Annotated in this window: 19 protein-coding genes; 17 read left to right on the top strand and 2 right to left on the bottom strand. The window is 45.3% G+C overall.

From position 1 onward, the window contains the following. Nucleotides 1-555 precede the first annotated feature (555 nt). Nucleotides 556-729 carry a hypothetical protein gene (locus tag NYE35_RS22110; protein WP_155288161.1) on the bottom strand — a complete coding sequence of 58 codons (174 nt, stop codon included), beginning with the start codon at nucleotides 727-729 and terminating at the stop codon, nucleotides 556-558. Nucleotides 730-806: 77 nt separating this feature from the next. Between NYE35_RS22110 and NYE35_RS22105 the strand changes: the two genes are divergently transcribed. From NYE35_RS22105 to NYE35_RS22065, 9 genes are all read left to right on the top strand, one after another. After that, entirely contained in the window at nucleotides 807-1,379 is a 573-nt protein-coding gene (locus NYE35_RS22105; RefSeq protein ID WP_036676048.1) for an NUDIX hydrolase, read from the top strand. Next, nucleotides 1,370-2,569 (top strand): endonuclease Q family protein, encoded by a 1,200-nt coding sequence (locus NYE35_RS22100; RefSeq protein ID WP_038572481.1) that lies wholly within the window; start codon nucleotides 1,370-1,372, stop codon nucleotides 2,567-2,569. Before NYE35_RS22105 ends, NYE35_RS22100 begins: the two co-directional genes overlap by 10 nt. An 82-nt stretch (nucleotides 2,570-2,651) precedes the next feature. Continuing rightward, entirely contained in the window at nucleotides 2,652-3,302 is a 651-nt protein-coding gene (gene spoIIM / locus NYE35_RS22095) for a stage II sporulation protein M (protein WP_036676050.1), read from the top strand. A gap of 90 nt (nucleotides 3,303-3,392) precedes the next feature. After that, nucleotides 3,393-3,857 carry a ferric iron uptake transcriptional regulator gene (gene fur, locus NYE35_RS22090; RefSeq protein WP_036676051.1) on the top strand — a complete coding sequence of 155 codons (465 nt, stop codon included), beginning with the start codon at nucleotides 3,393-3,395 and terminating at the stop codon, nucleotides 3,855-3,857. A 162-nt stretch (nucleotides 3,858-4,019) separates the two neighbouring features. Beyond that, complete coding sequence (locus tag NYE35_RS22085; protein ID WP_036676052.1) at nucleotides 4,020-4,253, top strand: DUF4227 family protein; 234 nt, start codon at nucleotides 4,020-4,022, stop codon at nucleotides 4,251-4,253. Nucleotides 4,254-4,412: 159 nt separating this feature from the next. After that, nucleotides 4,413-5,306 (top strand): site-specific tyrosine recombinase XerD, encoded by an 894-nt coding sequence (gene xerD, locus NYE35_RS22080; RefSeq protein ID WP_341122054.1) that lies wholly within the window; start codon nucleotides 4,413-4,415, stop codon nucleotides 5,304-5,306. A gap of 242 nt (nucleotides 5,307-5,548) precedes the next feature. Further along, nucleotides 5,549-6,727 carry a phosphopentomutase gene (deoB, locus tag NYE35_RS22075; RefSeq protein ID WP_036676054.1) on the top strand — a complete coding sequence of 393 codons (1,179 nt, stop codon included), beginning with the start codon at nucleotides 5,549-5,551 and terminating at the stop codon, nucleotides 6,725-6,727. A gap of 49 nt (nucleotides 6,728-6,776) precedes the next feature. Continuing rightward, on the top strand, nucleotides 6,777-7,595 hold the full coding sequence (locus NYE35_RS22070; protein WP_036676055.1) for a purine-nucleoside phosphorylase: 819 nt from the start codon (nucleotides 6,777-6,779) through the stop codon (nucleotides 7,593-7,595). Between the two features lie 161 nt (nucleotides 7,596-7,756). Beyond that, nucleotides 7,757-9,088, top strand: coding sequence for a pyrimidine-nucleoside phosphorylase (locus NYE35_RS22065; RefSeq protein ID WP_036676056.1), 1,332 nt, complete (start codon nucleotides 7,757-7,759; stop codon nucleotides 9,086-9,088). Between the two features lie 110 nt (nucleotides 9,089-9,198). Here the strand turns inward: NYE35_RS22065 and NYE35_RS22060 are convergent, their stop codons facing one another. Then, nucleotides 9,199-10,212 carry a serine hydrolase domain-containing protein gene (locus NYE35_RS22060; RefSeq protein WP_341122053.1) on the bottom strand — a complete coding sequence of 338 codons (1,014 nt, stop codon included), beginning with the start codon at nucleotides 10,210-10,212 and terminating at the stop codon, nucleotides 9,199-9,201. 364 nt (nucleotides 10,213-10,576) lie between these two features. Here NYE35_RS22060 and NYE35_RS22055 point away from each other — a divergent pair, with 364 nt between their 5' ends. From NYE35_RS22055 to cheB, 8 genes are all read left to right on the top strand, one after another. After that, entirely contained in the window at nucleotides 10,577-11,713 is a 1,137-nt protein-coding gene (locus NYE35_RS22055; protein ID WP_235219379.1) for a D-alanyl-D-alanine carboxypeptidase family protein, read from the top strand. A 175-nt stretch (nucleotides 11,714-11,888) separates the two neighbouring features. Further along, nucleotides 11,889-12,242, top strand: a complete 354-nt coding sequence (gene spoIIAA / locus NYE35_RS22050; RefSeq protein WP_036676057.1) for an anti-sigma F factor antagonist — start codon at nucleotides 11,889-11,891, stop codon at nucleotides 12,240-12,242. Then, nucleotides 12,239-12,694, top strand: coding sequence for an anti-sigma F factor (spoIIAB, locus tag NYE35_RS22045; RefSeq protein WP_036676058.1), 456 nt, complete (start codon nucleotides 12,239-12,241; stop codon nucleotides 12,692-12,694). Before spoIIAA ends, spoIIAB begins: the two co-directional genes overlap by 4 nt. Before the next feature lie 11 nt (nucleotides 12,695-12,705). Then, nucleotides 12,706-13,461: an RNA polymerase sporulation sigma factor SigF gene (gene sigF / locus NYE35_RS22040; protein ID WP_036676059.1), complete on the top strand. Its 756-nt coding sequence runs from the start codon at nucleotides 12,706-12,708 to the stop codon at nucleotides 13,459-13,461. A gap of 96 nt (nucleotides 13,462-13,557) precedes the next feature. Then, nucleotides 13,558-16,488, top strand: a complete 2,931-nt coding sequence (locus NYE35_RS22035; protein WP_076274162.1) for a sensor histidine kinase — start codon at nucleotides 13,558-13,560, stop codon at nucleotides 16,486-16,488. A 37-nt stretch (nucleotides 16,489-16,525) separates the two neighbouring features. Continuing rightward, entirely contained in the window at nucleotides 16,526-17,188 is a 663-nt protein-coding gene (locus tag NYE35_RS22030; protein ID WP_341122051.1) for a response regulator transcription factor, read from the top strand. 208 nt (nucleotides 17,189-17,396) lie between these two features. Beyond that, on the top strand, nucleotides 17,397-18,995 hold the full coding sequence (locus tag NYE35_RS22025; RefSeq protein ID WP_038572471.1) for a methyl-accepting chemotaxis protein: 1,599 nt from the start codon (nucleotides 17,397-17,399) through the stop codon (nucleotides 18,993-18,995). Nucleotides 18,996-19,036: 41 nt separating this feature from the next. After that, nucleotides 19,037-20,140 carry a chemotaxis-specific protein-glutamate methyltransferase CheB gene (gene cheB, locus NYE35_RS22020; protein ID WP_038572469.1) on the top strand — a complete coding sequence of 368 codons (1,104 nt, stop codon included), beginning with the start codon at nucleotides 19,037-19,039 and terminating at the stop codon, nucleotides 20,138-20,140. Nucleotides 20,141-20,210 lie beyond the last annotated feature (70 nt).

The raw sequence follows: 20,210 nt of genomic DNA, 5'->3' as shown, positions 1-20,210 counted from the left end.
GAGGAGCATATAGTGTGTTTTTCATGCTGATAGCGGCAATGGAGTCCGATAGCATCGCAAAAGTGCGAGAAAGGTGTGTTTAAGGGCAGCTGTGTCCGATAGCGTCAAGTCCGCCCCCTCTCTTGAGGCTAAAGGACCCAGATGACGCTATAAGCAATATTATCGCCATTTGAGCAGAGTTTCGGACACCAGCGCAGCTATTCCTTAAGAAGAGGTGCACATAGTGTGTTTTTCATGCTGATAGCGTCACTGGGGTCCGACAGCATAGCAAAAGTGGGGAAAACGTGTGTTTAAGGTCAACTGAGTCCGATAGCGTACAAAGATAGGCGCAATAGCGATCTAATCAAACAAGTTGTGCTAGATATCAACATCGTAAGCGCGATAGTCGCTTAATCAAACAACTTGTGCCCAATACCAGCATCGTAAGCACAAAAGTCCCTCTAATCGGGGAGGACGCAAAAAGACTGGGGTGCCCCAGCAGCCATTTCATGGCTTTTGAGACACCCCTATAGTTGTGTGAACATGTATGGCTAAGTCCCAAAGGAGAGGATGAATTCATCCTGCCTTGGACGGAAGGATTGTAGATTGATCGTGCAGGGAAAGAATGTATGCCAGGGGCATATCGCGCCCATACTGCTGGATCCATCCAGCCAAGATGGCCTTTATTTCCTCCGGCTTACCTACCATCATAACTGCGGATGAGCTTGTACGGCTGAAGATTTCGTTCATCTGAAATTCCTTCTTTCCCTTTAAGTTTGCTATAATACACCGTATGCACAATAGAGAAAAAGGAGACCAGAAACTTTATGGGAGAACAACATTTGCACAGCAAACCCGAGCTTGATGAAGTGACATTGTCTACACAGCCTGTTTTTGATGGGAAGATTATATCTTTGCAGGTGGACACAGTGAGACTGCCTGATGGAAATACTGCGACACGTGAAGTTGTGAAGCATCCCGGTGCTGTAGCGGTGCTTGCTTTAAACAACAACAAAATGCTTGTTGTAGAGCAATACCGTCAGCCCATGCAACGCACTGAGGTAGAAATTCCGGCTGGGAAGCTAGATAAAGGTGAAGATCCATTAGTTGCGGCTGGTCGTGAACTTCAGGAAGAGACTGGATTTCACAGTGGAGATCTGAAATTGCTTAAATCCTTCTATACTTCTCCCGGCTTCGCCGATGAGATTATTCATTTGTATGTGACTACTAACGCTCAACCAGGGGATATGTCACTGGACGAGGATGAATTTCTAGAGGTTTCGGAGCTTACCCTGGAGGAAGCGTATCAATATATGGCTGACGGGCGCATCGCGGATGCAAAAACGATGATGGCAGTGTACGCTTGGCATCTATACACGCTGACAGGCCAATGGAATTAACAACTGAACTGAAGAGTTTCTATTGCGATTTGCATGTTCATATTGGACGAACGTCGGAAGGTCAGGCTGTCAAAATTAGCGGCAGCCGCGAGCTTACCTTTGCGGGCATTGCCAAAGAAGCTGCAGAGCGCAAGGGACTAGAAATGATCGGTATTATAGACAGTCATTCACCTGGCGTACTGCGGGATATTCAGCGCTCTTTGGAATCTGGAGAGATGACGTTAGCTGAAGGTGGAGGGATTGCTTACCGAGGGACTACGATCATTCTGGGGACAGAGATTGAAATCCGCGAGCCTGGGCGAAAAGAGTGCCATGTGCTCGCTTACATGCCGGACGTGGAACGCATGACCGACTTTAGTGCGTGGATGAGCCGCTATATGCGGAATGTGAATCTAAGTTCCCAGCGCCTGTATGCTCCGGCTAGGGAGCTTCAGGATGAGATTTACGGGCGGGGAGGCATTCTTATTCCTGCACATATTTTCACGCCTCACAAGGGCTTGTACGGCTGTGCTGCAGAGCGTATGGCGGACATCTTTGATCTGGACCGCATAGCTGCGGTTGAACTTGGGCTGAGTGCAGATTCCGAAATGGCTGGATATCTCTCTGAACTGGATGATTTCACGTTTCTAACCAACTCAGATGCGCATTCACTGGGTAAGTTAGGGCGTGAGTATAATGTGATGGAGCTGGCACAGCCTTCGTTCGCTGAACTGCGGCTTGCACTGGAACATAAAGATGGGCGGAAGGTAAGTGCTAATTTCGGACTTAATCCGCGGCTTGGCAAATACCACCGGAGCTATTGCGGGGGCTGCGGCAGTATTATTGATGAGGCTTATGTCAACGCGGATCGTTGCCAATATTGCGGCAGTCTTAAGCTGGTTAGAGGTGTCTTCGACCGGATCCTAGATATTGCTGACCGCAAGACGCCGTTAGTGCCTGCTGACCGTCCACCCTATCATTATCAGGTTCCGCTTGAATTTATCCCGGGGTTAGGGAAGGCGAAGATGAACGCGTTACTGCAAGCATTTGGAACTGAGATGAACATTTTACATGGTTGTGGTGAAGCGGAAATTGCCAGCGTTGTAGGTGCGGATCTGGCGTCGATGATCGTCCAGGCCCGCTCTGGCATTTTGGAGCTATCAGCAGGCGGTGGCGGGACGTACGGTAAAGTGGTACAGCCCAGAAAGTAGAGTCATTACCTAAAGGACAAGTCATATCGCGGGACGTTTTCTCATATGGTGTAACATGTAACCGGAAAGGGGAACGTCCCAAATGCGTAATTTACGGCTGATGATGAAGGAACAGACGCCTCTGTATATTTTTGTCGGCGTATTATTTCTGGTAGGTGTTGTATTTGGAGCTCTTATCGTTAGTGCGCTTACGATGGATCAGCAGCAGGAGCTGGGGGATTATCTGGGGAATTTCTTTGTTACGGTTGATCAGCAAGGTCTGCCAGCCGCACCTGATTCGTACTGGAGTATAGCAGCCTTGAATCTGAAATGGATCGGACTGATCTGGATTCTTGGGTTGTCGGTCATTGGGCTGCCGGGAATTTTGATTCTTGATTTTTTAAAAGGGGTACTGATCGGTTTTACGGTTGGCTGTCTGGTCAGTCAATATTCTTGGCATGGGATGTTGTTCGCGTTAGTTTCTGTGGCCCCACATAATCTGGTGCTGATCCCTGTGCTGCTGGTTAGCAGTGCAGCTGCGATAGCTTTTTCCTTGCAGATGATCCGCAGCCGGGTGATGGGACAACGCCGGACGCCAGTGACTCGTCCTTTTACCATGTACACTATATTGTCATTTGTGATGGCGCTTTTGATCCTGGGTATTTCATGTTTTGAGACCTGGGTTACACCAACCATGATGCGTTGGGTCACGCCTTCACTTGTACAAGCGGTGACGACCTTGACTGTGCAGTAAAAGCGTTTGACTTCTGAAAGCGACACCCCCTATAATGGAAGAAGTGGTTTGAAGACCGGTGCGGTAATTATCCAAGGGGGAGGGAGACAGGTGGAAGCACGGATAGACAAGATTAAGCAACAGTTACAATCCCAAGGATACAAGCTTACACCCCAACGGGAAGCGACCTTAAGAGTGCTGCTGGAGAATGAGGAAGATCATCTTAGCGCGGAAGACGTATTTATGCTCGTGAAGGAGAAAGCTCCCGAGATCGGTCTTGCGACTGTGTATCGTACCCTCGAACTTCTCAGTGAGCTACATGTCGTAGAAAAGATCAATTTCGGCGACGGTGTAGCCCGGTATGATTTGCGAACAGATACTGCGAAGCATCATCATCATCACTTAATTTGTGTGCAATGCGGCAGTATGGATGAGATTCGCGAGGATTGGCTCGGTCCGCTGGAAGAGCGACTGGAGAAAGAGTTTAATTTCACAGTGCTTGATCATAGACTTGATTTCCATGGGATTTGCTACCGCTGTACTGATAAGAACAATACAGACGGAAATCCATCCTAAGTTATCTTATATTAAGAATTAACTTCACAAGTCCTCCCCGGTTCCTATACCGGAGGGGGCTTTTTAAATGATTAGTCTATTAGAGCCATACATATCAGCCTTTTTTGGAGCATAAAATGAAGGACGAGCAGAATTCATTTATATGTAATAGGAGGCGTCCTTATGATTGTTTCTGTGCCCAAAACAGTGCGCAAGCTGTATTTTATGATCATGTTTGTGGCTCTAAGCTATTTACTCTACTATGCTATGAGCTGGCTAGGGGAATGGCTTAGTCCGATAGAGAACTATGGAATTCCTGAAGGCACTGCTGTTCGGGCATTTGATCACGCCGAGGTTGGTGATGATGGTCTGGATGCAAGGCAGCGCTTACGTTTCTATTACTGGTTCGGAGAATGAAAGCTCCGCAGGAAGCAGGAACAAGCGAGAAGAATGTCGAAGAAAGCTAGGGTGGATTTATGCAGAGTAAGAGTTGTGTACACATCTGCTGAAGCCTCATGCTGAATGTGCTGCAGGAAGACACTAAGAGTAGCTGCGCCAGGACAGGAGCGTGAAATAATGAAGTCACACTTGCAGCCTTTTTTACATTATTTGTCCGGAGATAAAGGCTTGTCCCCGAATACACTGGAATCTTACGGTAGGGATGTATCGCAGTTTCTAGAGTTTGCTGAAGAGCGGGGGGCTGAACAGCCTGAAGAAATCCGAAGATCTCATGTGATGTTATATCTTGGCTCCTTACGCGGAGCGGGAAGAGCCACTGCAACGCTCAACAGAAACGCGGTGTCCCTGCGGGCCTTTTTTCATTATTTGTTGAAGGAACGTTTAATTGAGCAGGATCCAACACTGGACATGGAAACCATGAAGCCTGATAAGAAGCCCCCTATGGTGCTTGCGGTTTCGGAGGTTGAGCGGCTGCTGGCTGCTCCAGATGTGAGTACAGCACAAGGGATGCGCGATAAGGCAATGCTGGAATTGCTCTACGCAACGGGAATAAAGGTTTCTGAATTGATTTCTCTTAACGTAGACGATGTGCATACGGACATGAAGTTTGCGCGCTGTACAGGGACTTCGGGCAAGGAACGAGTGGTTCCCATTGGAACCATTGCTGCTGAGAGTGTAGCAGCTTACACTTCTCTTATGCGGGACAAGCTGCTTCGTGATCATCAGGAGGAGCCGGCCATGTTCCTGAATAGCCTAGGTGGGCGATTAACCCGCCAGGGGTTCTGGAAAATCATAAAAAAATACTCACGGGAAGCAAACATTGAGCAGGATATTACACCGCATACGCTTAGGCATTCCTTCGCCGCCCATTTACTGGAAGGTGGAGCAGATTTGCGTTCCGTACAACAAATGCTGGGTCATGCTGATATTTCGACGACTCAGATTTATAACGGTATCGCCCGTAAGAATATGAAGGAAGTATATGAGAGCCATCATCCCAGAGCTCGCTGATCATGCTTCAAAGATGCTTTTTGTGAGTAAGATAGTTATGATGGAATCATACTTATAGGATAGACTGGGGAATGGGTAATTTTCCACAGGTTATCCTTTGGCAGAAACGGATACCTGACAGGCGATACATTGTATCGCTAGCTACGGAAGCATCTGACTTCCGGGAGAAGGTACAGCCGTTTCTTCTTGTTGGTGCAAACGAATGAACTAACGATCTATATTAAAAAAGGAGTGAAGACAATATGTCCTCATTTAAACGAATTGGTTTTATTGTTCTGGATAGTGTAGGTATCGGAGAAGCTCCAGATGCTGCGAATTTTGGTGATGCGGGTTCACATACGCTTGGTCATATTTTGAACCGTGTTCCCGGATTGAAACTCCCTAACCTACAGCAGTTAGGATTAGCTAATATTGCTCCGCTGCCGCCGCTTGAACCTGTAGCTTCACCAACAGGATATTATGGCAAGATGCAGGAAGTATCTGTCGGTAAGGATACGATGACCGGGCACTGGGAGCTGATGGGGCTGAAGATCGAGGTTCCATTCAATACGTATCCGGATGGATTTCCGGCAGAATTGATTGAGAAATTCGAAGCAGCAACTGGTCGGAAAGTGATCGGTAATAAACCAGCTTCCGGTACGGAAATTCTAGTTGAATATGGCGAAGAGCAGATGAAGACCGGAGCTTGGATTGTCTACACCTCTGCGGACAGTGTATTCCAGCTTGCGGCACATGAAGATATCATTCCACTGGAAGAGCTATACAGCGCATGTAAAATCGCCCGTGAGCTAACTATGGCTCCAGAATTCTCCGTAGGGCGTGTTATTGCTCGTCCATATGTTGGCGAACCAGGAAAGTTCGTACGGACCTCAAATCGCCATGATTATGCCGTGAAACCACCGGAACCAACGGTAATGAACGCGCTGGCTGATATCGGAAAAGATGTTATCGCGGTAGGAAAGATCAACGATATTTTCACAGGTGAAGGGGTTACAGCTTCTTACCCTACGAAGAGCAATGAACATGGTATCGAAGTCACCATTGAGCAACTTCGCCAACCGTTCAATGGCTTGCTGTTCACGAATCTGGTGGATTTTGACTCTTTATATGGACACCGTCGCGATCCGGAAGGATATGGTCATGCACTGGAAGTATTCGATCAGGCGCTGCCTGAAATTCTATCCACGCTTGGTGAAGATGACCTGTTGATTATTTCAGCAGATCATGGGAATGATCCAATCCATAGCGGAACAGATCATACTCGTGAATATGTGCCGCTGCTTATTTACAGCCCACGCCTTAAGCATCCAGATAGCTTAGGTATTCGTGAGACCTTCTCGGATGTTGCCGCAACCATTGCTGATAATTTCGGTGCGAAGGCGCCGCAGTATGGGACAAGCTTTTTAGCGAAACTGCAATAAAAGGATGTGGGTTGCGCCACAACATTCATTAAGGAGGATCATCCATAGCATGTTAACTCAAAAAGAAATTCAAGAAGCAGCCATTTATATAAAAGACAAATGTCCGGTGGCTCCGGAAATTGGATTGATCCTTGGTTCAGGACTCGGTGTGCTGGCAGACCTGATCACCGATGGAATCAGCATTCCATATGATGAGATTCCTCACTTCCCTGTGTCCACTGTAGAAGGGCATGAGGGAGAACTGCTGATCGGTATGATTGAAGGACGCCGTGTCGTGATGATGAAGGGCCGCTTTCATATGTATGAAGGATATGGACCGGAGGTAACGGCATTCCCTGTTCGGGTTATGAAAGAACTTGGTATAGCCAGCCTATTAGTAACTAATGCTGCTGGTGGAGTGAACACAGATTTCACGCCGGGCGATCTTATGCTCCTTACGGATCATCTTAATATGACGGGGCGGAACCCGTTAATAGGACCTAATGATCCTGCACTGGGCGTGCGCTTCCCGGATATGTCAACCGCTTATAGTCGCCGCCTAATCAAGGTAGCGAAGGAAACGGCAGCGCAGCAGAATTTCGAATTCAAAGAAGGCGTATATGCAGGTCTGCTGGGACCTTGCTACGAAACACCTGCTGAAATCGTAATGCTTCGTCATCTAGGGGCTGACGCTGTGGGCATGTCTACTGTGTCGGAAACCATTGTTGCCCGTCATGCAGGTATCGAGGTATTGGGTATCTCCTGTATTACTAACATGGCTGCGGGAATTCTGGATCAACCTCTCAACCATGAAGAGGTTATGGAAACTGCAGACCGTGTGCGTGAGCGTTTCCTGAAGCTAGTGTTGGGCTTTATTCCGAAAATGTAATTTCGGGTACTGCATTTTGAATTTTTGGGAGGTCCAATCTATGACACAAGTGAATAAACTTGAGCCATTGACGTTTGAACAGATAATGAAGGTAACTAATTTGACTAGACCAAAATTTATCGGACTTGCTCGCGCAATTGTCCGTGAAGTGCAGGTGTAATATGAGAGCTGTCGATATTATTCAGAAAAAAAGAGATGGCGGAGAGCTGAGTCGTGAGGAAATTTCCTTTCTAATTCAGGGCTACAGTAAAGGTGAAGTGCCTGATTATCAGCTCTCTGCTTGGGCAATGGCTGTTTATTTTCAAGGCATGAACGCGCGGGAAACCGGCGATCTAACGATGGAAATGGCGATGTCCGGCGATCAAGTAGATCTTAGCCCAATCGCAGGTATTAAAGTCGATAAACACTCCACAGGCGGAGTGGGCGATAAAACAACTGTAGTATTGGCACCCTTGGTAGCTTCTGCTGGAGTACCGGTAGCGAAGATGTCCGGTCGTGGACTTGGGCACACTGGAGGCACGCTCGATAAGCTGGAGTCAATCAGTGGTTTCTCTATCGAGATGGCTCGTGAGCGTTTCTTTGACCAAGTAGGAGAGATCGGGGCTGCCGTGATCGGTCAGTCGGGCAACATTACACCCGCAGACAAAAAGCTGTATGCCCTTCGGGATGTAACTGCAACAGTTGAATCCATTCCCCTTATTGCAAGCTCTGTGATGAGCAAGAAGATTGCAGCAGGTGCGGATGCGATCGTGTTGGATGTCAAAACAGGCAGCGGTGCTTTTATGAAGACGCTGGATGATTCTATAGCACTCGCTCAGGCGATGGTTGACATTGGAACGCATCTGGGTCGCAATACCGTTGCGATCATCAGTGATATGGACCAGCCGCTTGGTTACGGGATCGGAAATGCGTTGGAAATTAAGGAAGGAATCGAGACCTTGAAGGGTCATGGTCCGAAGGATCTACAGGAGGTCTGTCTTATTCTGGGCAGCCAGATGCTTGTTCTTGGCGGCAAAGCCAAGGATGAAGCGGAGGCACGTTCGATTCTTATGACGCATATTGAAGATGGCAGTGCGCTAGAGAAGTTCAAACAAATCGTGAAGGCACAAGGTGGAGATGTATCGCAAATTGATTCTCCGGAGAAGCTCCCTACTGCTAAGCGATTCATTGAAGTGAAAGCGAAAACGAAGGGGTTCATAGAAGGTATTCAGGCCGAGGAAATTGGCGTTGCGGCTATGCTGCTTGGAGCTGGACGTGAAACTAAGGAATCTGTAATCGATCTGGCTGTGGGGATTCAACTCTCCAAAAAGGTTGGAGATGCTGTAGAGATTGGCGAGACGCTTGCAGTCTTGCATATCAACGATGCCAGTGAGAAGAAAGTTGAGGAAGCTGAAGGTAAGGTGTTAGAAGCCTACCGTATCACTTCTGAACCTGTTCCTGCCCAACCTTTGGTATTTGCACTTGTTACTAAAGATGGGGTAACACGGTACTAGTCAAGGTAATATAAATATTGTCATGGCTATGGCCGTAAACAGACAACAAAGCAGCGATCCTCCCATAACGGAAAGGTCGCTGCTTTGCGTTTTGCTCAATGGTGCAATATTTATAACTGGTTATTGATCTTATTGAAAATCTGCGAAGCCCCGCTGCTTGTATTACATAATACGACCACAGTCTCGCCACTAGCTGGATAGATAGCCGACCGGAAGGAAACACCGGGATCATAGCCCATAATGTGAAATTTGAACACTTTTTCTTCGTGGAGGGTAATCCATACACCATAACCATAATAGCCTTCGCCATCCACATGTACATGGGGAGTAAGCAATAATGAAGTGAGTACTGGACTCAATAATGTATGGTTCATTAACCCGCTCCAGAATAGCTGCAGGTCGGGGGCAGTGACAAAAGCTCCACCGTCAGCGCCTCCTTTTACCGGGATTGAATAGATGTTGGTTCTCCAGTTACCGTTCTCTTCCTCTATGTATCCTAGTGCACAGTTGGCAGGTAAGGCATCTAACGTGAAGTAACCGGATTGCTCCATTCCGCAAGGCTTAAAGATGTGATGCTCTACATAATCGGAAAAAGACATTTCACTCAGTTCCTCCACCAGAAGGCCTAGCACGATATAGCCGGCATTGTTGTAGTGGAAACGTTCGCCCGGGGTCCACATCATGGGAAGGGTTCGGAACATCGGCACAAAATCCTCAAGCTGTCGCAAGGTGTACATAGGCCGTGCCTTCCACAGGTCCTCGAAATCATCCATAATTGTTTCATCAAAATAATCCGGAATACCAGAGCTATGCGTAAGTAGCTGATGAATGGTGATGTCAGGACTAAAGAGAGGGAACTCTACCTTTTTAAGATAATCTATTAGTCTACTTTCAAAAGAAATCAATCCCTGATCGACCAGCTGGCAGACAGCAATCGCGGTAAATATTTTACATCCGGAAGCAATGCCGAACCGGGTATGAATATTGTTTTCGCGCTTATCCGACTTATTGGCATAACCGTAACAGCTGCTGCTGACTTCTTTATCATGTTGTTGTACCAGCACTACACCAGAGAAATTGTTCTGTGTAGCTTCTGCTTCAATACAATCTGCAAGGTGGTCCATCTGTATATTCACTCCTCTATAAGCAGTTAAGTTCTTAAATAGCATTCGTTAAAATATTCCATTTTCCTTTAAAGTGAATACGAAAAAATTGGAAATACTTAAAATTTGAAATAATTTTTGATCTCCCCTATAATAAAAATGCTCTGCAACTACTGCTGGGCTTTTTTTAATTGACAACAACATTACTTCTTGGGATAAATTATTATAGTTATTTACTTAGAAATGGAATAATTTCCACCCTTTCTGACGAAACTGGAACACAGTACCTGTGATATGAAGGTTAACGTTCAGGAGGGGAACCATTGTGAGAAAAATGCGTTTTGCTGTGCTTGTGCTCTGTATCGTTGTGTCGGTTCTAGGACCGATGTCAGGTGCTTATGCTGAGGAAAAAAGCAAGGATTCTGGCAGTAATGCTGCCGCTGTAGATCTTGCGCCTGGTGCGCGTTCTGCGATTTTGATGGATGCAGGCACCGGCACTATTATTTATGAAAAGAACAGCCATGATAAGCTGCCTCCCGCAAGTATTACGAAGATTATGACGATGCTGCTTACGGTGGAAGCACTGGATGAAGGAAGACTGCAACTGACGGATAAGGTGCGCACGAGTGAATATGCCGCGTCGATGGGCGGATCGCAAATTTTCCTGGAGCCTGGTGAAGAAATGTCGGTGGATGAGATGCTCAAAGGCATCGCTATGGCCTCCGGTAATGATGCATCTGTGGCGATGGCAGAGAAAATAGCGGGTTCGGAGAGCGCTTTTGTCGATCTGATGAATAAAAGAGCGGAAGAGCTGGGTCTGAAAGATACCCACTTTGCCAATTGCAACGGTCTTCCAGCTGCTAATCACTATTCCTCAGCCTACGATATTGCGGTAATTAGCCGGGAGCTTTTAAAGCATGATAGAATTATCAAATATACCGGTTCCTATCAGGATTATCTGCGTAAGGATTCCACCAAACCATTCTGGTTGGTAAACACGAACAAGCTTGTACGTTTCTATACAGGCGCTGATGGACTGAAAACAGGATATACCGCTGAAGCAAAATTCTGCTTATCCGCTACGGCTGCAAGAGACGGTCTGCGTGCTGTTGCTGTTGTGCTGGGTGAGCCGAACACGAAGACACGTAACAGTGAAGTGTCGGGCATGTTTGACTATCTCTTTTCGCAATATAAGATCCACACTATTCACAAAGAAGGGGACGCTATTGGTACCCTTAAGATTGAGAAGGGTGTGAAGTCCGAGCTGCCGATTACGGCGAAAGAGACGTATAGTGTTCTTTTGAAAAAAGGTGTGACGCAAGAAGGCATTCGTCACGAACTAGTACTTCCAGAAAGCGTGAAGGCACCAGTGGCTGAAGGCCAGTCCATAGGCAAGCTGGTTGTCTACCAAGGAACCCAAGTGATTAAAGAGTATGAACTTAAAGCAGGGGAAGCTGTGGCAAAAGCAGGCTGGTGGAAGCTCTTTAAACGTACAACAGGCTCGATGTTCGGCATGGATTAAAAAGAGCTTTTTTGTAGATTGCGCCCATGTGCTTTGTAGATTCATAGGGGTTTTCTTCTAGTTTTGTCGTGAGGCAGGATTCCTGATTTGCCACGTAGAAACCTTGTCCTTGAAGAGAATGGGTACTGTCTCTTAAGGCCAAGTTTTCAAAGCAACGAAGAGGAGAGTGGCAAGCATGAATTCTAATGTGGAAATGGAGCATCACAGGGGTGTGCTGATTGTCCGTTTATCTGGGGAACTCGATCATCATGCCGCCGATTTTGTAAGAATGGATATGGATGAAGCGATTATGCGGGGTCAGGTATCGCATTTGATCCTTAGTCTTAAGCATCTGCAGTTTATGGACAGTTCGGGTCTCGGCGTAATTCTGGGAAGGTATAAACTGATCCATAGTAAAGGCGGCAAAATGGTGGTGTGTGATGCAACGGCACCTGTGAAGCGACTTCTGGAAATGTCAGGCCTGTTCAAGATCATGCCCCTATATGACGACGAGAGCACTGCACTCTCGGATTTGGAGGTTGCGTTATGACAAATGGTAAGGCTGGTAACTTCATGAACGTGCAGTTCGCTGCACTCTCGGAGAACGAATCATTCGCGCGTGTAGTTGTAGCGGCGTTCGTTTCTAGGCTTGATCCTACAATGGACGAGCTGAATGATCTGAAGACAGTCGTGTCGGAGGCGGTCACCAATTGTATTATTCATGGGTATGATAGTGATCCGGAAGGTATTGTGACTATTTCAGCTTCGCTGGACAACGAAACGGTACATTTAACCATTGAGGATCAGGGACGGGGCATTGAGGATTTGGAGCTGGCACAACAGCCGCTATATACCTCAAAGCCAGAGCTGGAGCGGTCGGGCATGGGCTTTACCATTATGGAGAATTTCATGGATGAATTTGAAGTCACTAGTGAACCGGGACACGGCACTTCGATCTCAATGAAGAAAACCATCGTTTCGAAAAAAGCTTTATACAATTAGGGGTTGGAGCCATGGATGCAGAGTCAAAAAAAGCTCCGCCGACCTATTTGGACGATGCGGAGGTCAAACGTCTTATCGCGCTCAGTCAGGCCGGAGATAATCTTGCCCGGGACACACTAGTTAGCTGCAATATCCGGTTGGTCTGGTCGGTAGTGCAGCGGTTTATGAACCGCGGGTATGAACCTGACGATTTGTTCCAGATCGGTTGCATCGGGCTCTTGAAGTCCGTTGATAAGTTCGACCTCAGCTATGAGGTCAAATTCTCCACTTATGCCGTGCCGATGATCATTGGCGAGATTCAGCGTTTCCTTCGCGACGATGGAACCTTGAAAGTTAGCCGTTCTCTTAAGGAGATGGCTAATAAGGTCCGCAAGATGAAGGATGAAATGTCTAAGACGCTGGACCGTCTGCCTACCATCGGTGAAGTTGCTGAGGCACTGGGAGTTACGCCTGAAGAAGTGGTATTTGCTCAGGAAGCTAACAAGCCACCGACCTCGATTCATGAGACTGTGTTCGAGAATGATGGCGACCCGATCACGCTGATTGATCAAATCGCTGACGAATCACAGGAACGCTGGTTTGATAAGCTGGCACTGAATGAGGCTATCGGAGGTCTCAGCGAGCGTGAACGGCTGATTGTTTATCTTCGATATTACCGTGACCAAACGCAGTCAGAGGTTGCTAGTCGCCTTGGGATTTCTCAAGTGCAGGTATCCCGGCTGGAGAAGAAAATATTGCAGAATATCCGCGAGCAGATTGCTCAGTAGATAATGGCTAAAATGTAAAGACGCTTGCGAAATAGCGAATAGGAAGAAAAAGCCGCCCCGAAAAGGGGGGGCTTTTTATGTGGAGGGAATCTCAATATGCATTCACTTGGCGACAAGGATATGACCTCATGGTCTATTGACATGGAAGCAAATTTGCTGACAATGTCGAATGTTTTGGAGAATTGGGTGGACTGTTCAGATCATGCTTTACCGCATAACCCCAATTTTTTACGTGAATATGTGTACAGTGAGGATCTTGAACGGTTTGATGCGTATATAGATAAATTATACTCTGGTCACCTATGTAATCTTGAGTATCGTATGCAGTTACCTGCAAAAGCGCTGAAGTGGGTTCAAAGTATAGGCACGCCCGTTTTTAATCAAGAGCATAAGGTTTGTAGAATAGATGGCGTAATCATAGATATCACGGAACAAAAAAATGCTCAAGCCCAGTTAGAGAGTAGCTTTTCTCTGTATCAGCAGATGTTTGCTACGATCGATGTGGCGATTTGGTCTTACGATTACGTATCACGGAAAATGTTATTCATATCGGATGCCATTTTCAATATCACGGGATATTCACCAGAACAGGCGAAGGAAGATGACTTTTGGCTAAGAATTGCTCCTAAAGAAGAGCGGCCTTTAATTCAGAAGATTATAACTACAGTGGGGCAAGGAATAAGCAATCTTAGTGAATATCGGATCATCCATGCCAGCGGTGAACTCCGATGGGTCCAAGTCAGGATCATTCCCAGTATGGATGAGACAGGGGCAGTGGTACGGCTCAATGGGATCTTAATCGACCATACGGAAAAAAAGCAGATGCAAGAGGTTCTATTAAAAAGCGAGCAGCGCTACAAATCCCTGTTTGACCATAACCCAGATATCGTGTGTGAATTGGATCTGCAGGGCAGCATTGTAGCTATCAATCCAGCGGCAGATCAAATTACTGGAGAAGCTTTTAATAGATTCGGAGAAAACTTATCCATTGTGAATTTATTTGGTGCAGAGAATTCGCATATGATGTCTGATTATTTTGAGAAAACGGTTGGCGGAGTTCTGCAGCATTACACGGTTACTTCTGTCCGCGAGAATGGATTAGTTAACCATTGGTCGATGAAAAACATCCCTGTACATGAAAACAATCAAATTGTGGGTACCTTTGTTATCGCAAGAGATATCACTGCATCTGTGGAGGTGGAAAAGCGGCTGGCTCAGCGGGAGGCGGAGTACAGGCTTATTACAGAGAATATGGAGGATATGATTGGGGTTCTGGATCAGCAAGGGAACTTCATTATTGCTTCGTCCTCTTGTGAGAAAATTATTGGTCTTCCTGTTGGTTCAATAAAGAACACAACCATTTTGGAGTATATTCATCCTGATGAACAAGAAGTGTTGCGGGAACAGATCTTGGATATTTTTCGGACAAAAGTATGTAAGATGTTTTACAATCGGTTTATTCACATCAAAGGTCACATTATAGATCTGGAATGCTTGGGTACACCTGTTCTTGGTGAGGATGGAGAAGTAGTTAGTATTGTGATTGTAGCGAGAGACATTACAAAAAGGGTCCAGATGGAGAGTGAACTTAGAGAAAGCGAGGAACTCAATCGGCTGCTTATTGATATGTCACCTGAAGCGGTAGTACTCCATAGTGAATATAAATTTCTTTATGTGAATTTTTCCTGTTTAGGATTGTTTGGAGTTTGCAGTGAGGATCAATTGATTGGCACCTCTATTTTTAATTGGGCCCACCCAGACTATATAACGCTGGCTAGAGATCGGATGCGTGAAATCTATTATGGACCCAATCGGATATTAGCTCCTATTGAACAAAAGGTCGTGCGGTCAGATGGATCTATTATCGATGTAGAAGTAACAGCTAGCTCAATTCTATATAAGGGTAAGGTTGCATGTATCTCTATCTTTAGGGATATCAGTGATCGGAAAAAAATTGAGGTGGAAAGACAGCTTACAGAGCAGATCATTCGGAACAGCGAGGAAAGGTATTTCAACTTACAGATGAGTCTTGATCAATTCTCGCAAGATTTGTTTGGTGCGATGAAGATCAGTCACATGGAACAACGATTACTAAAAGAAGTTAGAGAAGTCTTGCGGGTTACCAATATTTGTATGGTTGAAGTTGAAGATAACCATGATAAAATATGCGAGATTATTGAGACCGAGCGGGGCTATTCACTTAAGATCGGAGAGTTCCGAAGAAAAAGCTATATTCTATCCATTAATGAGAAGTCTATTTTATTAGAAATAAGTTCTGTTCGAGTGTGGCTGAAGACGATTACCCGTTATGTTAGTGTGTTATTTGATAATTTTTTGCTCATAGAAGATCTAACTAAGGACCTTGAGTTAGCGGCTTCCGAGCAAGCTCCGACATGGTTACTACGCTTTATGTTTAATTTATCCGAGAATGAACGCAAACGGCTTGCTCAAGATTTACATGATTCAGCACTTCAAGAACAGATCATCTGGTATCGTAAGCTTGATAATTTTTTAAGTGATAAATCCGTTACGGGGGAACTAAAGGAGCAGTTAGAACAGATCACAGAAGGTTTACTCGATGTTATCTATGAACTGCGGATTATCTGCAATGAGCTTAGGCCACCAGCATTAATCAATGAGGGGCTTGCTTCCTCACTTGAGACATTGTTTGAATTTGCTCAGTTGCGGAACGACTATCAGATATATTTTGAGTCAAACGCTTTCAGGCATAAGTTAAAAGACGAGATTCTAATAGGTCTGTACCGTATTGTGCAGGAACTTTTGGCTAATGCAGCTAAACATTCCTGTGCCACAGAAGTACGTATCTCCTTAGCTAGTGAAGGGCAACAGGTGCTTTTGGATTATGAAGATAACGGAATTGGAATGAGCCTTTTAGGAGAGGATTCTATTAAGAGTATGGGGATTTATGGGATGAAAGAAAGGGTTCGCAGTATGGATGGGACCATACGATTTCTTTCGCCAGAGAATAAGGGATTAGCTGTCTTTATATCCATACCTGCAGATTAATCATGGGGCATAATAAGGGGATAGGGGTGTATTAGGCATGATTCAAATTTTGTTAGTGGACGACCATCCCTCTGTCATGGAAGGGACTAAGATGATACTGGAACAAGAGGGAGATATGAAGGTTACCCTAGCCAATTCAGCCTATGAGGCGCTTAACATGGTGGGTAGCCATACGTTTGACGTGATGTTGTTTGATCTTCATATCGCTGATGGGAATGGGATTGATTTGGCGAAGGAAGTCTTAAAAATAAACGCAGACGCGATTATCTTAATCTATACCGGATACGAAATTACTAACAAATTTAACTTGATGATCGAATCGGGTCTGTTTGGGTTTATTTCAAAAACGACCAATAGAGAGCAGTTGGTTGCAGCAGTGCGTTGTGCTTTAAGGGGAGATGTCATTTTGCCTCATACCCTAGTTAAACAGTTAAGAAAAGTATCATCTAAAGGAATGGAGATTAATGTTGACCAAGCAAACCCGAAGATAAGCAAAAAAGAGCATGAAATGCTGACAGAGATTGCAAAAGGAAAAAGCAACAAGGAAATAGCAGAGATTGTACTTATGAGTCAACGATCGCTGGAATACAGTTTAACGAGTCTGTTCCAGAAGCTAAATGTGAAATCAAGAATTGAAGCGGCAATAAAAGCTAAACGACTGGGCATATTGAAGGAGTCCGATTTCAACAATTCACTATGAAAATTCGTAACAAACAAATAGATCAAAATCCCGTTCACGGTTCTGTGAGGCGGGATTTTTTGGTCTGCGCTTTTTTTGCGGGATGACGCAATATTTTTGCGTGGTCGCGCTATTTTTTTTCGGTTACCTTAATCTGCTTACCGTATATGATGAAATAGTTCCTAAGAATTACTAAAAAATGACTAACGCCAATGAGGGGCTGAGGAAAATGAAGTGGTTTTATAATTTAAGAACAGCAGTGAAGTTAATCTCCGCATTTCTGTTAGTATCCGCAATATTGTGCTTTGTAGGATTCTATGGAATTACGAATTTGAGTAAGATGGACCGCTCTATCGTGGACATGTATGAAAACCGCTTAACACCTATAGCTTATCTGGGAGAAGCGAATGAACTATTTTTAACAAATAGAATCAATATCCGTGATATAAACACGATGGCTAAAACAGTGGCAGAAAAGAAAGAATACGAAGATAAAATACATAAAAACGTTCAAAGTATTGAAGAGATCATGGGAAAATATAGCAAGACTGCGTTGAGAGCTGAAGAATTAGCCATAATGAAGGATTATCCTGAGATCTGGAAACGGTATATCACAAGCCTGGATGAGGCTATTGAATTGAATAATACAAATATTAGTAATGAGAAATATACAAATTTTTTGCTTGTAAGTGATTTGCAAACAGCTACAACAGAGCTGACTGACTTTCTGCAAAATTTAATAGACATCAATATGAAGCAGGCTCAAGGTTCGATTGTTAATGCCAATGACCTTTATCAGTCCTCTCGTTTGATTACGTTTAGCGTTACTATTGTTGCGCTGCTCATCAGTATTGGTCTGGGTCTTCTAATATCGCAGATCATAGCACGGCCTCTAAATCAAGTAATGCGCCTGCTAGGTAAAGTGGCTAATGGTGATTTAAGCGAAACGTCGAATCTGGAATCTAAGGACGAGATTGGAATGCTAGCTTATTCTGTTAATGAAATGGTTCTGAACCTAAGACGAACTGTGAGCGGCATTTCTTCTTCTGCGGAAAGTGTCTCAGCTGCTGCACAGCAAATCTCAGCAAGTACAGAGGAAGTAGCTAGTGGAAGTATGAGTCAAGCTAGTGCAGCGCAAACGATGAATGAGTTGTTCCGAGAATTATCTGCGGCGATTAATTCAGTAGCCCAGAGTGCTGAACAGGCCTCTGAGCTTTCAGATCAAACGATGCGTATAGCTCAAGATGGAGGGATCGTGGTTAAGAACTCCGTACAAGGAATGGCAGTACTGGATACTCAAATGTCTAGACTTGCGGAAGATTCTGATAAGATTGGTGAGATTATTGCGGTGATTGAAGATATTGCCCAACAGACAAATCTGCTAGCCCTGAACGCAGCGATAGAAGCGGCCCGCGCAGGTGAACAAGGTCGAGGTTTTGCCGTTGTTGCGAATGAAGTAAGAAAGTTAGCTGAGCGGAGCAGTGGGGCTACGAAACAAATCACGGGCATTATCAAAGAAATGCAGAAGAATACGCAGCATAGTGTAAATGCCGTAGTAGAAGGAGTAGCTTTTTCACAAAAAAATGGAGAAGCCTTTGAACATATCCTTACGATGGTGAACGATACCGCTCATAAAGTAACAGAAATTGCGGCTGCCAGTGAAGAACAGGCTGCACAATCGTCTGAGGTAATGTTCTCAATTGAGAGCATATCCGCCGCAACTGAAGAAATGGCGGCAAGCAGCAGTGAAACGGCAACGACGGCCAATGCTTTGGCTCAGCTAGCAGAAGAGTTAAATAGTCTGGTATCAATTTTTAAAGTTAAATAAACAGTGTCAGGGGTATTATCATTGATAGGAGAGGAGTAGTAGTGCAAAAAATAAAGGTGCTCGTTGTAGCTGCTTCAGTAACCATGCGTAAACAGATCTCGAACCTAATTTCGGAGGACTCAACCCTCGAGGTCATTGGAGTAGCTCGAAATGCATCCGAAGCGATCAGCATGGTTCAAAAACTCAGGCCCGATGTCGTGGCTATAGATATAGAAATGCCGGAATTGAACGGTTTGGTAGCACTCACAAGCATAATGTCACAGCGGCCAACACCTATACTTATCCTGAGCTCAGCTACAAAGGAAGGTATAACTGCAACCATTACTGCTCTACAAAATGGTGCAGTGGATTTCATCTCCAAGCCAGCTCAATCTTATGGACCTGGTCTATACAGCATAAAAGATGAGTTATTATTCAAAATTAAGAAAGCCGCTGAAATTCCTTTAAGAACTCTTATTCTTAACAATATAAACATCTCCAAAGTGAAAGCTCGACAAGAGAAACAAAAAAACGATAAGAGTGGATGTACAGAAGTCATTGAGCAGATCGTGGGAATTGGATGTGGAGTAGGAGGGCCGAAGGCATTAGAAATCTTAATTACCTCACTTCCAGCGAGCTTCCCGTATCCCCTGCTAATTGTGCAACATATGCCGCCTAAGTACACAAAAGCATTGGCGGAACGACTGAATCGGTTCTCAAGTGTACGGGTGGTGGAAGCCAAGGACAAGCAATCGGTGCTCGGGGGAACCGTCTATATCGCTCCAGGTAATTTTCATATGACCATCATTCAGGAGGGGCAAGATCTCAGAATAAAACTTATGAAAAAGCCTGCAGTGAATGGGCACTGTCCTTCGGTCGATGTCTTGTTTGGGTCTATATCTGCATTAACTGGTCTACAGCAGCATTTAATCCTAATGACCGGAATGGGAAATGATGGCGCTAAAGGGATGCTAGCTGCCAAACATGCTGGTGCCCAATCAACGCTTGTAGAATCGCAAGAAACTTCTATTGAAAGTGAAATGCCTGAAGCAGCGGCGAAGCTGGGTTGTGTGGATTACGAGCTGCCCTCGCATTTGTTAGCCTCGAAGATTATGGAGGTTACGGGGGAGCTGAGATACCGAAGGGACACATTTCCATCAGTTTGAACGGTCTTATTTTACTTCTGAAAAAGCGTTGGCAGGATAAAATCCGCCAATGCTTTTTTGTATTTCAGGT

Source organism: Paenibacillus sp. FSL L8-0494, assembly GCF_038003695.1.
Classification (GTDB): domain Bacteria; phylum Bacillota; class Bacilli; order Paenibacillales; family Paenibacillaceae; genus Paenibacillus_AQ; species Paenibacillus_AQ odorifer.
This window is presented reverse-complemented; position numbering and strand designations above follow the sequence as displayed.